Origin of the sequence: Phyllobacterium phragmitis, assembly GCF_002980495.1 — a bacterium.
Classification (GTDB): domain Bacteria; phylum Pseudomonadota; class Alphaproteobacteria; order Rhizobiales; family Rhizobiaceae; genus Paramesorhizobium; species Paramesorhizobium phragmitis.
In genome coordinates this window covers 51,379-65,675 of the sequence record NZ_PVBR01000012.1, presented here as the reverse complement: position 1 = coordinate 65,675, position 14,297 = coordinate 51,379, and the positions used below count along the sequence as shown (strand labels likewise).

The 14,297-nt window shown below is 60.5% G+C and carries 14 protein-coding genes; 13 read left to right on the top strand and 1 reads right to left on the bottom strand.

All coding sequences use genetic code 11. From position 1 onward, the window contains the following. Nucleotides 1-117 precede the first annotated feature (117 nt). The 7 genes from C5748_RS16475 to C5748_RS29505 all read left to right on the top strand — a co-directional run bounded on the left by C5748_RS16475 (nucleotide 118) and on the right by C5748_RS29505 (nucleotide 6,965). On the top strand, nucleotides 118-1,140 hold the full coding sequence (locus tag C5748_RS16475; protein WP_105743022.1) for a Gfo/Idh/MocA family protein: 1,023 nt from the start codon (nucleotides 118-120) through the stop codon (nucleotides 1,138-1,140). A 14-nt stretch (nucleotides 1,141-1,154) separates the two neighbouring features. Beyond that, entirely contained in the window at nucleotides 1,155-2,051 is an 897-nt protein-coding gene (locus C5748_RS16470; protein ID WP_105743114.1) for a sugar phosphate isomerase/epimerase family protein, read from the top strand. Between the two features lie 107 nt (nucleotides 2,052-2,158). Beyond that, the gene (locus C5748_RS16465; RefSeq protein WP_199194818.1) at nucleotides 2,159-3,382 is read left to right on the top strand and encodes an ABC transporter substrate-binding protein; all 1,224 of its coding nucleotides are present in this window, start codon (nucleotides 2,159-2,161) and stop codon (nucleotides 3,380-3,382) included. Between the two features lie 232 nt (nucleotides 3,383-3,614). Beyond that, complete coding sequence (locus C5748_RS16460; protein WP_105743021.1) at nucleotides 3,615-4,517, top strand: carbohydrate ABC transporter permease; 903 nt, start codon at nucleotides 3,615-3,617, stop codon at nucleotides 4,515-4,517. Between the two features lie 11 nt (nucleotides 4,518-4,528). After that, entirely contained in the window at nucleotides 4,529-5,341 is an 813-nt protein-coding gene (locus C5748_RS16455) for a carbohydrate ABC transporter permease (RefSeq protein ID WP_105743020.1), read from the top strand. A gap of 9 nt (nucleotides 5,342-5,350) precedes the next feature. Then, nucleotides 5,351-6,427, top strand: a complete 1,077-nt coding sequence (locus C5748_RS16450; protein WP_105743019.1) for an ABC transporter ATP-binding protein — start codon at nucleotides 5,351-5,353, stop codon at nucleotides 6,425-6,427. Nucleotides 6,428-6,530: 103 nt separating this feature from the next. After that, nucleotides 6,531-6,965: an SMC-Scp complex subunit ScpB gene (locus tag C5748_RS29505; RefSeq protein WP_425350270.1), complete on the top strand. Its 435-nt coding sequence runs from the start codon at nucleotides 6,531-6,533 to the stop codon at nucleotides 6,963-6,965. A gap of 22 nt (nucleotides 6,966-6,987) precedes the next feature. Here C5748_RS29505 and C5748_RS16440 read toward each other — a convergent pair whose 3' ends face one another. Then, on the bottom strand, nucleotides 6,988-8,010 hold the full coding sequence (locus tag C5748_RS16440; protein WP_105743018.1) for a LacI family DNA-binding transcriptional regulator: 1,023 nt from the start codon (nucleotides 8,008-8,010) through the stop codon (nucleotides 6,988-6,990). 211 nt (nucleotides 8,011-8,221) lie between these two features. On the opposite strand from C5748_RS16440, the gene C5748_RS16435 reads away from it, so the two are divergent. The 6 genes from C5748_RS16435 (at nucleotide 8,222) to C5748_RS16410 (ending at nucleotide 14,285) form a co-directional block, all read left to right on the top strand. Beyond that, on the top strand, nucleotides 8,222-9,514 hold the full coding sequence (locus tag C5748_RS16435) for an ABC transporter substrate-binding protein (RefSeq protein WP_105743017.1): 1,293 nt from the start codon (nucleotides 8,222-8,224) through the stop codon (nucleotides 9,512-9,514). A 63-nt stretch (nucleotides 9,515-9,577) separates the two neighbouring features. Next, complete coding sequence (locus C5748_RS16430) at nucleotides 9,578-10,453, top strand: carbohydrate ABC transporter permease (RefSeq protein ID WP_105743016.1); 876 nt, start codon at nucleotides 9,578-9,580, stop codon at nucleotides 10,451-10,453. A gap of 11 nt (nucleotides 10,454-10,464) precedes the next feature. Beyond that, nucleotides 10,465-11,292: a carbohydrate ABC transporter permease gene (locus tag C5748_RS16425; protein WP_105743015.1), complete on the top strand. Its 828-nt coding sequence runs from the start codon at nucleotides 10,465-10,467 to the stop codon at nucleotides 11,290-11,292. A 5-nt stretch (nucleotides 11,293-11,297) separates the two neighbouring features. After that, entirely contained in the window at nucleotides 11,298-12,296 is a 999-nt protein-coding gene (locus tag C5748_RS16420; RefSeq protein ID WP_425350268.1) for an alcohol dehydrogenase catalytic domain-containing protein, read from the top strand. Between the two features lie 4 nt (nucleotides 12,297-12,300). Then, nucleotides 12,301-13,377 (top strand): ABC transporter ATP-binding protein, encoded by a 1,077-nt coding sequence (locus C5748_RS16415; protein WP_105743112.1) that lies wholly within the window; start codon nucleotides 12,301-12,303, stop codon nucleotides 13,375-13,377. Further along, nucleotides 13,374-14,285, top strand: a complete 912-nt coding sequence (locus C5748_RS16410) for a sugar kinase (protein WP_105743013.1) — start codon at nucleotides 13,374-13,376, stop codon at nucleotides 14,283-14,285. Before C5748_RS16415 ends, C5748_RS16410 begins: the two co-directional genes overlap by 4 nt. Nucleotides 14,286-14,297 lie beyond the last annotated feature (12 nt).

Genomic DNA, 14,297 nt, shown 5'->3' with positions numbered 1-14,297 from the left:
CCGAAAAAGAGGGATTGACAAAAACAAACCGTTAGATTGATATCGTAAACGTTTACGGAAAGCATTTGCAACCGATTTAATCGGTTTAAGTGACTTCCTTGGGAGGAGAGGAATAAAATGCAGCGTGCCGTTTTAGTCGGCTGCGGAGCTATGAGCAAAGCATGGTTCGAGGCAGCACGCGCCATTGGCGATATCGACATTGTCGGGGTCGTCGATCTTGATGCTGAGAGGGCCCGCGTACGCGCCGGCGAATTCGATCTGCCAACTGCTATGGTTTCCGATGATCTTTCAGCCGTGCTGGCGAAAACCAAACCGGATCTCCTCTTCGATATCGTTATTCCCAGTGCTCGCCATGCCACCGTTGCCGCCGGCCTCGATGCCGGTTGTCATGTGCTGACGGAAAAGCCGATGGCCGAAACGCTGGATGAGGCCCGCGACTTGATCCGGCGGGCGCAGACGGCAGGGCGCATCCATGCCGTCGTCCAGAACCGGCGCTATCTCGAGCAGATCCGGCGCATCGCCAGGCTGATCCGTTCAGGCGCAATCGGCGAGGTGACGAGCCTCCATTGCGATTTCTTCCTTGGCCCCCATTTCGGCGGGTTTCGCGAGGAAATGCGCCATGTGCTCTTCCACGACATGGCGATCCACACCTTCGATGCCGCCCGCCTGCTTGCCGATGATGCGGCAAGCGCCGTCTATGCGCGGGAATGGGAGCCGGCTAATTCATGGTACAGCCAGGGTTCATCCGCTGCGGCGATTTTCGAGTTTTCCAATGGCGCGATTTTCACCTATCGCGGCAGCTGGTGCGCCGATGGCCTGCGAACGAGCTGGGAAAGCGCCTGGCGCATCGTTGGCACCAAAGGCACGCTCGTCTGGGACGGGCATGACGACATACAGGCCGAAGCCGTCGCTAGCGGCTTAGACGGCCTGTTTTCCGAGGTGGCCGCCGTCGAGATCCCTCCCCTCGATGCCCCCGACCGCGTGGGCGGCCACCTCGGAGTTATGCAGGATTTTATCAGTGCCACACGTGGCGGCCCGACGCCCGAAACGGTGGGCGCGGAAAACATCAAGAGCCTCGCAATGGTGTTCGGCGCGATTGACAGTGCTGAAACCGGGCGACGCGTGGAAATAACGATTTGAAAGGAATCCCAGAATTGAGCAATCCGGCAAAATCCATCCGCATCGGCACGATGATCAAGGCCAATGCGCCCGATCCGGCCAGCACTGTGAAAAGCATCCTGCCCCACGGGTTCGAAAGCATCGAGCCGTTCTTCTGGCAGGTGATGAACAAGGATTTGCCGACGTTGGCCGCGCAGTTGAAGGAGGCGATTGGTGACGAGGATGTCACCATCTCGACGCTCGGCATGTTCGGCAATCCGCTTGAAGATACCGAGATCGACCGGGAAACGCTGAAAGGCTGGGAGGCGCTGATCGATCATGCGCATCTTTTCGGCGCAACCACGATTGCGGGCTTCACCGGACGGGTGCGCGGCAAGCCCATCGAGGACAGCCTGCCGCAATTTAAAAAGGTCTGGAGCGAGCTTTCCAAACGCGCCGCCGACAAGGGCGTTCGGCTGGCGTTCGAGAATTGCGCCATGGATGGCAATTGGGCGAGCGGCGACTGGAATATCGCGCATAACCCGGATGCCTGGGAAATGATCTTCAACGAGGTTCCCGCCGATAATCTTGGCATTGAATGGGAGCCTTGTCACCAGATGGTCTATCTGATCGATCCCATGCCGCAGATCCGCAAATGGGTTTCGAAGATTTTCCATGTGCATGGCAAGGACGCGACCATTCGCTGGGAGGTGATCCGCGAGCATGGGGTGTTCGGCAAGGAGAAGTTCGTGTTTATGCGCTCGCCGGGTTTCGGCGACACCAACTGGACGGACGTGATCTCCGAACTGCGTCTGGCGGGCTGGCCCGGCTCCATCGATATCGAAGGCTGGCACGATCCGGTCTATCGCAATGATCTGGAGATGACCGGGCAGGTTCACTCGCTCAATTATCTGAAGCATTGCCGTGGCGGTGATTTCATCGCCAACCCCTGATTACCCGCGCCGGATGGGAATTCCGGTTCATAGCATTATTTTAGCCGCATGATCTTATCCGAAAAGTCTGCAACTTTTCGGGATCATGCTGAGGAGGAGAATAAGGCATGAAACGCATCGTAAAATGGATGGCAGGCCCAATAGCTTTTATGGGAGCGCTGTTCACCGCCGCGACCGCACAGGCCGAGCCGGTAACGCTGGAAATCTGGACCATCGACCGAGCGGACCAGTATATCTACCTGTTGAAGGACGAGTTCGAGAAGGCGCATCCGGATATCAAGCTCAATCTCAAGACGATCGAGTTCCGCAATATGGTCAACGATCTGGCGCGGGCTGCGGCGACGGGGGAAGGACCGGATGTCACCTATATCGACAATCCGGAGGTGGCGCTTTTCGCCTCGCGCGGGCTGCTGCTTGATCTGACGCCGATGATTGCGGAATCGAAGATCGTCAAGAAGGACGACATTTTTCCGGGACCGCTCGCCTCGGTGACGTGGGACGGCAAGATCTATGGCCTTCCGCGCGGCGCCAATACGATTGCCCTTTACTATAATGTCGACATGTTCAAGGCCAAGGGGCTCGATCCGGACAAGCCGCCAAGGACATGGGACGAGCTTTACGAGGCGGCGAAAAAGCTCACCGATCCAGCGAAGAATGTCTACGGCCTCGCCTTTTCCGCTGTCGCCACGGAGGAGGGCACGTTCCAGTTCCTGCCCTGGCTGCAGATGACCGGCGGCGATTATGACAAGGTCGATACCGAAGGCGGCGTCAAGGTGCTGGAAGCCTGGGGCAAACTGCTCGATGAAAAGCTGGCATCGCCCGACACATTGATCCGCGGCCAGTACGATTCGTTTGCCACCTTCAATGCGGGCAATGCCGCCATGGCGATTTCCGGCCCGTGGGAATTGCCGCGCATGGCGACGGACGCCAAGTTCGATTATCGCGCAACATTGCTCCCCGTTCCCCACGATGGTGCGCCGCGCGCATCGGCGCTGGGAGAAGGCGACAATGTCATCCTCGCCAACTCGAAGCACCCGAAGGAAGCCTTCATCCTGCTCGAATGGCTCCATTCGAAAATGCCCGAAGTCTGGAACCGCTTCGGTTTCCTGCCTGCGTCCAAGGTGCAGGTGGACAATCCGCAGTCGCCGGAAATCTACGCTGTCTTCGAAGAGAGCATGAAATACGCCCGCAACCGCGGCCCGCATCCCGAATGGCCGAAAATCTCCAAGGCGATCTACACGGCGATCCAGTCATCCCTGACGCACCAGAGCGATCCGAAGACCGCGCTTGGGGCGGCGCAAAAGCAGATCGATGCGGTGTTGGGGAAGTAGGGCTGTTGTAACGAAAGCGCGAGGCAACCCCCCTCTGCCCTGCCGGGCATCTCCCCCACAAGGGGGGAGATTGGCCTTCATGGATGTTCGGCACCAATCGCAGACGTTTGCAGGATAAGCGCCATTGTTGATGTCAGCCAATCTCCCCCCTTGTGGGGGAGATGTCCGGCAGGACAGAGGGGGGTGCTGTGCCCCGCCAGCGTAAAAAATAAAGACCGGGGAGAACGACCACATGCAAGGCATCATCAGGACGATCCGGGACGGCAGCGGGTTTGATATTCTTCTGCTTCTTCTCGCCCTCGTCTATCTCGTGGCGTTTTCGGCCTTCCCGATCATCTACAACATCATCATGTCGCTGCAGACGGTCGACATGTTCACCATCGCCTCGTTTGACCGGCCCTTCGTCGGGCTGAAGAACTATTACGATATCCTGTCGCAGCCGCTGGCCTCCACGATTTTCTGGAACACGGTGAAGTTCGTCGTGCTCTCCATCGTGTTCCAGCTGTCGATCGGTTTCGGGCTGGCGCTGTTCTTTCAGCAGGATTTTCCGGGCGCCACCTGGCTGCGCGGCCTGTTTCTCGCCGGATGGATCATGCCCGCGCTGGTTGTCGGCGCCATCTGGAAATGGCTGCTCGCCGGGGATTTTGGCGTGATCAATTATATCCTGATGTCATCAGGCGTCACGGACGAGCGCATCTTCTGGCTGTCCGACCCCGATGTCGCGCTTTATGCCGTCATCATCGCCAATGTCTGGCTCGGCATTCCCTTCAATATGCTGCTGCTGTCGGTAGGGCTCGCCGGCATCCCGCGCGATGTTTATGAGGCGGCGGAGCTGGATGGGGCGGGCGCGTTCGAGCGGTTTCGGTCGATCACGCTTCCCTTGATGCGGGCGCAGCTTGGCGCGGTGATTTCGCTTGGCGTCATCTTCACATTGCAGCAATTCGACCTGATCGCGGCGCTCACCCAGGGCGGTCCGGCGAACAGTTCGAACGTGGCGCAATACTGGTCGTGGCAGCTCTCCTTCCAGACTTACGAAATTTCGCTCGGCAGCGCGGTTTCCGTGATGATGATCCTGTTCGTCATCGTGGTCGCCGCCGTCTATGTCCGCTCCACCCACCACGAACACAGCTATTGAGGAGAGAGCCGATGAAACGCACCATCCTTCTCATAATCGGTCTCACGATTACGGCGATCTATCTCTTCCCGCTCTACTGGATGTATCTGACGGCCTTCAAGGCCAGCACGGAAATCTTCCAGTATCCGCCAAGCTTCTGGCCCAGCGATCCGCAATGGAACTTCCTGGAGGTCTGGAAGGCCCGGGATATGGGCCGGTATATCTGGAATTCGCTGTTGATCGCCGTCGGCGTCACCACTCTGGTGACCCTGCTCGGAACCGGTTGCGCCTATGTGCTGGCGCGGGTGCGCAATATCTGGATGGACATGGCGCTGTTCGCCATCCTGATGATGCAGGTGCTGCCGTCCTCGCTGATGGTGACGCCGATCTTCGTCGCCTTCAACCAGTTGGGCCTTCTGGCGAGCCCGCGTTTCGCGGTGATTCTCGCGCAAACGGCGAAGATGCTGCCGCTCTATATCGTGCTGTGCCGCGCCACTTTCGTGCAGTTGCCGCGCGAACTGGAGGATGCGGCGCTGGTCGACGGCTCGTCGCGCATTGGCGCGTTCTTCAACATCATGCTGCCGCTGGCGAAGAACGGCATTCTCGTCACTTCGGTGCTGATCTTCCTGCAATCCTTCGGCGAATATGTCTATGCCCGCTCGCTGATCGCCAAAAACGAACTCCAGACGGCGAGCGTCGGCCTCCAGAGCTTCATGGGCCCCAACGCCAATGACTGGAACGGCATCATGATCTATGCCGCGATCTATGTGACGCCCATCCTTGTGATTTTCATGCTGCTGCAGCGGCGCATCGTCAGCGGGCTCACCGCCGGCGCGCTGAAATGAGGTGATACCATGCTCCAGATCGAGATCGACAATCTCAACAAGCACTATGGCGGATTTCACGCGCTGAAGAATATTGACATCGCTATTCGGAACGGCTCGTTCGTGGCGCTTGTAGGGCCGTCCGGCTGCGGCAAGTCCACCCTGCTGCGCACGCTCGCGGGGCTTGAAAAGACCAGTTCCGGTGATATCCGCATCGCGGGCACAAGCGTCATCGCCAAGCCGCCGCGCGAGCGCGATGTCGCCATGGTGTTCCAGTCCTATGCGCTCTATCCGCACATGGATGTCGAGCACAACATGAACTATTCGATGCGCCTGAAGCGCCGGCCCAGGCCGGAGATCGCCGCGCGCACGCGGGCGGCGGCGGAGACGCTGGGCCTTGGCGGGCTTCTCGACCGGTTGCCGAAAGCGCTCTCTGGTGGCCAGCGGCAGCGCGTCGCCATGGGCCGCGCCATCGTGCGCAATCCGAAAGTGTTTCTGTTCGACGAACCGCTCTCCAATCTGGATGCGGCGTTGCGTGTCCATATGCGCAGCGAAATCCGCAAGCTGCATGAGCGGCTGGAAGCGACCTCGGTCTATGTCACCCACGATCAGGTGGAGGCCATGACCATGGCTGATCATATCGTGGTGATGCGTTTAGGAGTGGTGGAACAGCAGGGCAGCCCGCTCGATCTCTACGACAAGCCGGCAAACAAATTCGTCGCCGGCTTCATCGGATCTCCGGCGATGAACTTCATTCCCGTGGTGGTCGGACCTGATGGGCAATCGCTTGTGATCGAACAAGATCTGGCGCAGCCTCTGGTTCTCAACCGAAAACTTAATCCCGGATCGAGATTATGGGCGGGCCTGCGGCCCGAACATTTGTCGTTCGCGCCGGTCAAGGGCGACCTTGCCTTGAATGCTGACGTCGAAAGCGTCGAATCCACGGGGAGCATGACATTCGTCACCGCTGGCGTGGCATCACAGCAATTGGTGGTGGCGCATAGCGGAAGACCTGGCGTGGAAAGGGGAGCCGTCATTCGCCTCCACATCTCTCTCGAAAACATTCATCTATTCGATCGCGAAACGGAACTTGCCGTTTCGGGCTGATCCGAACGGAAACCGGTCCCGCTAAGCGCTGAAGTGCGCCGCGGTCACCGCCCGGCTGATGGGCCGGGGCGAGGACGAAGCAGGCTTACACGATGCAGTGCTTTTGGCCGCGCCCGGCGACGATCCCGGCCCGACCAGACGGACGGAAATCCGCAACATGACGTGTTGTTCGATCGGGGGGCTGGAGGATCTGCCGGCGGAACTGCGCTGGCGCGAATGGATATTGCGCGTCGAGGCCATAATCTTCGCCTCCACCGAACCGGTGGCCCGTGAGACGCTGGCACGCGTCGTCGGCCGGGATTGCAGCATCGACCTATTGATCGATGATCTCCAGGAAGAGTTGCGCGACCGCTCTTACGCTTTCGCTTCCGTCGCCGACGGCTGGCAGCATCGCACCCAAAACCGGTTCGCCGATACCATTCGCGCATCCTCAGCGCCGCCGTGCTCGACCGCCGCCCGGGACGCTCAAAAACTCAAAACCACCAACTCGCTCCAACCTGTCGAAAGGTATGACTGGTTGTATGCGACTGGACACTGATGGTCTCCACAGCATCAGGCGCTCATCGCCGAGGGGCGCCGGTAGATTCCCGGACGACGAGCGAATAGTCGATCTCGTAGTGATTTGGAACCCGATGACCTTCAAGACGCGCCAGAATATATTCGCCGGCGCCCTTCCACGTCAGGTCGGTCGGAACGTGCAGGGTCGTCAGTGCGGGACGGAGATGGCGGCTCCATTCGAGGTCGTCGAAGCCGACGACGGAAAGGTCGGTCGGAATCCTGAGGCCGCGCCGTTCGGCTTCCAGCATGACGCCGTAGGCGAGCACGTCATTGCCGCAGGCGATTGCCGTCGGCACGTTCTTGCCGGTCAGAATCTGGCGCGCGGCCTCCCGTGCATCATCGAGCGTATAGCGGACCTCGACATGCCATTGCGTCGGCAGGTTCAGGCCGTTTTCGGAAAGTGCGCGCTTGAAGCCACGGATCCGGGCGCTCGCCCTGTCGTTGTTGCGCTGGAGCGCGCTGACGACGCCGATCCGCCGGTGACCGATTTCGATCAGGTGCATCATGGCACGATGCGCGGCCGCCTCGTTGTCGACGCCGATGCTGGCATGGGGTTGCGACGGATTGTAGATGCCGACGTTGATGAACGGAATGTCGCGTGTCACGAGCAGATCACGCAAGGCCTGATGGTGGCAGTCTCCCCGCAGGATCAGCCCGTCCACGCCTCGCCCGACGAGATTGCGCGCCTGTTCCAGTTCGGCGTCGATATCATAGCCGTTCGTCGACAGGATCAGCATGTAACCGCGCGAGGAGAGATATTTCTGCAGCGACTCGATCCCGCGCGCAAACATCGCGTTGTCGATCGTCGGGATGATCGCGCCGATGGTGCGGGTCCGGTTGCTGGACAAGGCTCTCGCCATGCCATGCGGCACGTAGCCCGTTTGTTCGATAATGGCCTGGATACGCGTTCGCGTGTCTTCGCTGACACTCTGCGGATTGTTGAGTGCGCGCGATACGGTCGCCGTCGAAAAGCCCGACAGTTTTGCAACTGTCCGTATTCCGGTCTTTTCCATTTTTTCGTTCATGACGCGCTCGTGAATGTAACGTTACATATGCTTTTTGACGTTCGATCGGCGGAAGTCAAACGAAAAAATCGCCGATGAACAACGGAAATTTACCTTTCCCACCGGTTGACAGTTCTGCTTCAACTAATTTATGTAACCGGTTACATTCAAATGATGCTCGGGAGGAGCGTTGAGGATGCCGCCATTTCGGTGGCCACTAGTGGAGGAAAAAATGCCAAGACTTCTATCCGTCCGCGCAGTTGCGATATCGGTTCTGCTTTCCGGCGTGGCGACGTCCGCCTTCGCTTTCGACTGGAAGGCGCATGAGGGCGAAACGGTATCGTTCCTGTCGAACAACAATCCCTGGTCCCAGGCAGTGCTGTCCTACAAGGACGAATTCACCGAACTGACCGGCATCACGCTCAAGGTGGATACCTATCAGGAGCAGCAGATGCGCCAGCGCCTGATGACGGTGCTGAACTCGGGCAGCGACGAGGTCGATGTCTTCATGACGCTCGCGTCTCGCGAAGGCCGGCAGTTTGCGGCAGCCGGGTGGTACGCGGACCTTTCTGACTACACGCAGAGCGCCGTTGCGCCGGAATACGATTTTGCCGGCATCAGCCCGGCACTTGTGAAGGCCGCGACGTTCGACGATAAGCTCACCAGCGTCCCGCTCAATCTCGAAGGGCCGCTCCTCTACTACCGGACTGACATCTTCGAAAAATGCGGCATTGCCAAGCCGGTATCGCTGGATGACGTCCGGGCAGCGGCTGAGAAGGTGAAGGCTTGCGAAAGCGGCGTGACACCTTTCGCATCGCGCGGCCTGAAGCCGGCCATCGCCTATACGTTCAGCAACGTCCTGCACAATGTTGGCGGAACCTACATCGTCGATGGCAAGTCGGCGCTCTGCTCGCCGGAAGGCAAGAAGGCGATCTCCTATTATGGAGATCTGATGCGCGAATACGGACCGCCCGGTGCGGCCAACTACAGCTTCTACCAGATATCCGCGCTCTACCGCAGTGGCCGGGCGGCGATGGCCTTCGAATCCTCCAACGAGTTGCGCACGATCATGGAAGGCGGCGAGCGTCTCAAGGACACCGACGTCATTCCGCTACCGGCAGGCGAGGCAGGCATGGTCCCGACGGCGATCGGCTGGGGGCTGGCAATCTCCAATCACAGCGCCAAGAAGGATGCAGCCTGGTACTTCGTGCAGTGGGCCTCCAGTCCGGAAATCCAAAAGCGCCTGGCGCTTCAGGGCGTGGCTGCACCTCGCCCGTCCGTCGCGGCGGACGAGGAATACAAGGCGTGGATCAGCGAAGCTCCGGTCCGGGCAAGCTGGCAGGAAGCGCTCGATGTGCTTGCCTCCGACGGGTCCTCGGAAGTCGGCTACCCGATCGTCGCCAACCCGGAATCGCGTGACTACATCGGTCAAGCGGTTCAAGACGTGCTCCTTGGGCAGAAGCCGGTCGACGAGGCTTGCGCTGCGGCAGATACCGCTCTCGACGGGCTGATTGCCCGCAAGTGAAAATCCGGGCTCCGTGCGAGCGGGGCCCGAACCATTCCTTTTGAATAGTTGAGAAACCGACTCATGACACATGGTTCGACCAACAGTCAGGGAAGGCAGCTGGCTGCCCTGTCCGCGCCAGCGATCGTCTTCACCGTCGCGATGATCGCCTTTCCGGTCGTCTATACGGTCTGGCTCGGCTTTCACTCGTTCTCGGCAACGGGGGAGGGATCGTTTTCAGGGCTTGCCAACTATTCGAAGCTGGCGGCTGACGGAGAGTTCTGGAACGGCCTGTACGTCACCTTCGCGCTCTATATCCTGTCGATGGTGCTGCAACTGGTCGCGGGCATCTATCTGGCGATGCTGCTGTTTCATTCAAAACGCCTGTCCGGTTTCCTGCGCTCGCTGTTGATCTCGCCCTTCATGATGCCGCCCGTCGTGGCCGGCATGATGTGGCTGGTCATCCTCGATCCGTCGCTGGGGGCTGCCAACTACATTCTCGAATCCATCGGCCTGCCCCCGTCCGAATGGCTTGCCTCGCCGGTCTGGGTCATCCCCACGATCGCGCTGATCGATACCTGGCAGTGGGCGCCCTACGTCGCGCTGATCGTACTCGGCGGCCTTCAGTCGCTGCCGCCGAGTGTCTATGAGGCGGCGCAGATCGATGGCGCCTCCTCTTTCCGGATATTCCGCCGCATCACACTGCCGCTTCTCCTGCCGACAATCGTCACCGCCGCAGTGTTGCGCAGCGTCGATCTGCTGCGCTTCTTCGACATCATCTACATCACGACCCAGGGCGGTCCGGGCAATGCGTCCAACACGCTCAACATATACGGCTTCCGGGTCGGCTTCGAATTTTTCAACATCGGTTATTCCAGTGCCCTGATGATCACGCTGTCGGCCATCGTGCTCGCCGCGGTGCTGGTGCTGAACCGCCTGCGCAATGCAGTGGCCTGGTAAAGAAGACGACGATGAACGAACTCTCCCGCTCCGATCGCTGGCTCTATTGGCTGAACACGCTTCAGCTTACCATTGCCGGCATCATGATCCTTGCTCCGACGGTCTGGATGGTCCTGTCGTCCTTCAAGCCTTCGTTCGAAGTGACCGCCTATCCGCCGACGCTTTTCTTCCAGCCGACGTTCGAGAATTACGTGACGCTCTGGCAGACGACGCTGTTCCTCTCCTATGCGGTGAACAGCTTCGTCGTCACGATCGGCTCCACGCTGCTCGGCCTTCTCTTCGGCATTCCGGCGGCTTTTGCGGTCTCCTGGTCGCGCGTGACGTGGCCCGCGATCCTGACGCTCGCAGCTCGCATGGCGCCGGGAACGCTGTTCCTGCTGCCCTGGTACATCATGTTCCGCGAAGTGGGTCTGATCGGTTCCTATACGGCGCTCATCCTCAGCCACGCGGTCATCACCATGCCGATCGTCATCTGGGTGCTGCTGCCGTTCTTCGACAATATTCCACGCAGCGTTTTCGAGGCGGCGCAGATGGATGGCTGTTCGGTGACGCGCATTCTCTGGCGCATCGCCATGCCGCTTGTCGGCGCCGGTATTGCCGTCGCCTCCATCCTCGCCTTCGTTTTTTCGTGGAACTTCTTCCTCTTCGCGTTGATCCTGTCGGACTCCGATACGAAGACGCTGATCGCCGCCGCCTTCAACTTTGTCGGCGAGGGTTCCACTCAATGGGGTTCGCTGATGGCCGCTGCGACGCTGATCGCGCTGCCACCGCTCGGCCTCGCAATCCTTGTCCAGCGCTGGCTTGTCGCTGGGCTCACCCTCGGCGCCGTAAAGGGATGACCAACATGCACCACCGAAAAAATGCCCGCATGCGTGCCTCCGTTTTTCATGGCGACCGCGAGATCACCATCGAGACCCAGGACACGCCGCCGGTCGGCGACGGCGAAGTGCTGGTCAGGGTGCTGCGCACGGCACTCTGCGGCTCCGACTTCAAGCTCTGGCACAAGGGCGCCGAGTTTACTGCCGGCCACGAGATTTTCGGCGTTGTCGAGCAGCCGGGACATCCGCGTAACGGTCAGCGCTGTGCGATCTACATCCCCGTCCATTGCGGTCATTGCGATGCCTGCCGGGCCGGTGACACGCAGATGTGCTTGGAAGTGTCGAGTCTCATCGGCTGGAACCGGCCGGGCGGTTATGCCGAATATGTGCCGGTTCCCGAAAACTGCCTGCTTCCGGTGCCGGACGACATCGAGGATGACCTTGCGCCGCTGCTCCTCGATACGATCGGCACTTCCGCCCATGCGGTGCGCTTTGCCATGCAACTGGTTCCTCCCGAAGGGAAGGCGCCGGTCCTCGTGACCGGTGCCGGCCCGGTGGGGCTTGGTGTCGTGCTGGCACTGTCGAGCCTCGGCTACGCTGACATCCATGTCAGCGATCCGAACGAGGAACGGCTGGCAATCGCCATCGCTTTCGGCGCAAAAGCACATCCGGTCGGCGCACGCGACAAGCGCTTCAAGCTGATCTTCGAATGCTCCGGCGCCCATGCGGCCCGCAACCTCGGCATCGAGCTCGTGCTGCCGCGCGGCGCCCTGATGCTTGTAGGCGAAAACGCCGCGCCCTGGACCATCGAGGAAGGCAAGATCTTCCGCAGAAAGGACTTCTACATGATCCGGACCTTCTATTTTCCAGTGGGCGATTTCGAGCCCAACGTCGAACTGCTGCGGGCCAACAAGGATCGCTACCGCAGGCTGGTGGACGCTGCCTTCGGGCTGGACGATCTGCCCGAAAATTTCGCCCGCTTCGCCGAAGGCAAGCTCATCAAGCCGGTCCTGTCGTTTGGGTGACATCATGGCATCGATCACAATCAAGAACATCGTCAAGAAATTCGGCGAACTGACCATCATTCCGGGGCTGAACCTCGAGATCGCTGATGAGGAATTCGTCGTTTTCGTCGGCCCGTCGGGCTGCGGCAAATCTACCCTGCTGCGCATCATCGCCGGACTTGAGCCCTCCACCTCGGGCGAGCTCTTCATCGGCGACACGAAGGTCAACAGCGTGCCGGCGTCGAAACGCGACATCGCCATGGTCTTCCAGGATTATGCGCTCTACCCGCACATGACGGTCTACGACAACATGGCCTTCGCACTCGAACTGCGCGGCATGACCAAGGCCGAGATCGACCGGAAAGTGCGCCATGCCGCAGGCCTTTTGCATATCGAACCGTTTCTCGAGCGCAAACCCAAGGCTCTGTCGGGCGGCCAGCGGCAACGTGTCGCCATGGGCCGCGCCATCGTGCGAGATCCCAAGGTCTTTCTGTTCGACGAGCCGCTCTCCAATCTCGACGCCAAGCTGCGCGGCCAGGTGCGCGCTGAAATCAAGGCGCTGTCGCAGGAGCTGAAGACGACGATGATCTTCGTCACGCACGACCAGATCGAGGCGATGACCATGGCCGATCGCATTGTCGTGCTGAAGGGCGGCGAGATCCAGCAGTATGGCCGCCCGGAAGAGGTCTACGAGACACCGGCGAACCAGTTCGTCGCAGGCTTCATCGGCTCTCCGGCCATGAACTTCTTCGATATACGGCGCATGGGTGAGGGTTTCTGCTTTGCGGGCGCGCCGGACGTGGCGGTGCCGTCCTCCGGGATACCGGGATCTGTTTCGACCGATACCGACGAAGCCGTGCTCGGTATCCGGCCCGAGCATTTCGTTCATGCACCGGGGCAGCCGGGAGGCTTGCAGGTAACGATTAATCTGGTTGAGCCGCTCGGATCGGATACGCTGGTGCATTTCGACCTCGCTGGTATCAGCAGCGTGGCGCGGGTAAACCCGGAACTCCGGCCGAAGGCAGGGCAGATGCTTGAGCTGGCCGTGCAGCCCGGCAAGGCACACCTCTTCGTCAAGGCAAGCGGAGACGCAATCCGATGATGGGTTCCGTTGCCATCCCCGAAGGTGCGCATCCCAAGGTCATATGCCTGGGGCTTTCGGCGCTCGACCGGATCTGGCGCGTCGAAAGGCCGTTTGCACCGGGAAGCGAGAAAATCCGCGCAGTCGAACATTTGACCGAGCCGGGGGGCATGGCGGCGAATGCCGCGGTCGCCGTCGCGCGGCTTGGCGGCGAAGCATCCTTTTGGGGCCGCGCCGGGGATGACGACGCGGGGCACATTCTCGCCGACGGCTTTGCCGCCGAAGGTGTCGAGATTCAGAATTTCCGCCTGTTCGAAGGTGGCGCCTCGTCCGTGTCGGGCGTGATCGTCGATGCGGCAGGCGAGCGGCAGATCGTCAACTTTCGCGGCCGCTATCCCGCAGACCCCTCCTGGCTTCCGCTCGCGGCCCTATCAGCGGATTGCGTTCTTGCCGATCCGCGCTGGCCCGAGGGTGCGGAGGTACTGTTTCGCGCCGCCCGCAGCCAAGGCATTCCGACCGTCCTTGATGGAGACGTGGCGGATGTGGAGGTGTTCGAACGCCTGCTGCCGCTCACCGATCACGCGATTTTTTCCGAGCCGGGCCTGCGCGGATTTGCCGGTGACCAGATCGAAGCGGCGCTCTCCCGTGCGGCCGCCTTCGGGTGCCGAATGGTGGGCGTTACGCAAGGCGCCGACGGCGTCGCCTGGCGCGATGGCGCCGGCCTACGTCATCTGCCTGCGCCCAAGGTGCAGGTCATCGACACGACCGCGGCCGGTGATGTCTTTCACGGCGCCTATGCCTTCGCCATCGGTGCGGGGCTCGGGGTTCCCGAGGCGCTCGTCTTTGCTGGTGCTGCCGCCGCTTTCAAATGCACACGGCCGGGCGGCCGCGCTGCGATCCCCTCCCTCGACGAATTGAAGTCATCTTGAAAAGGAAACGTC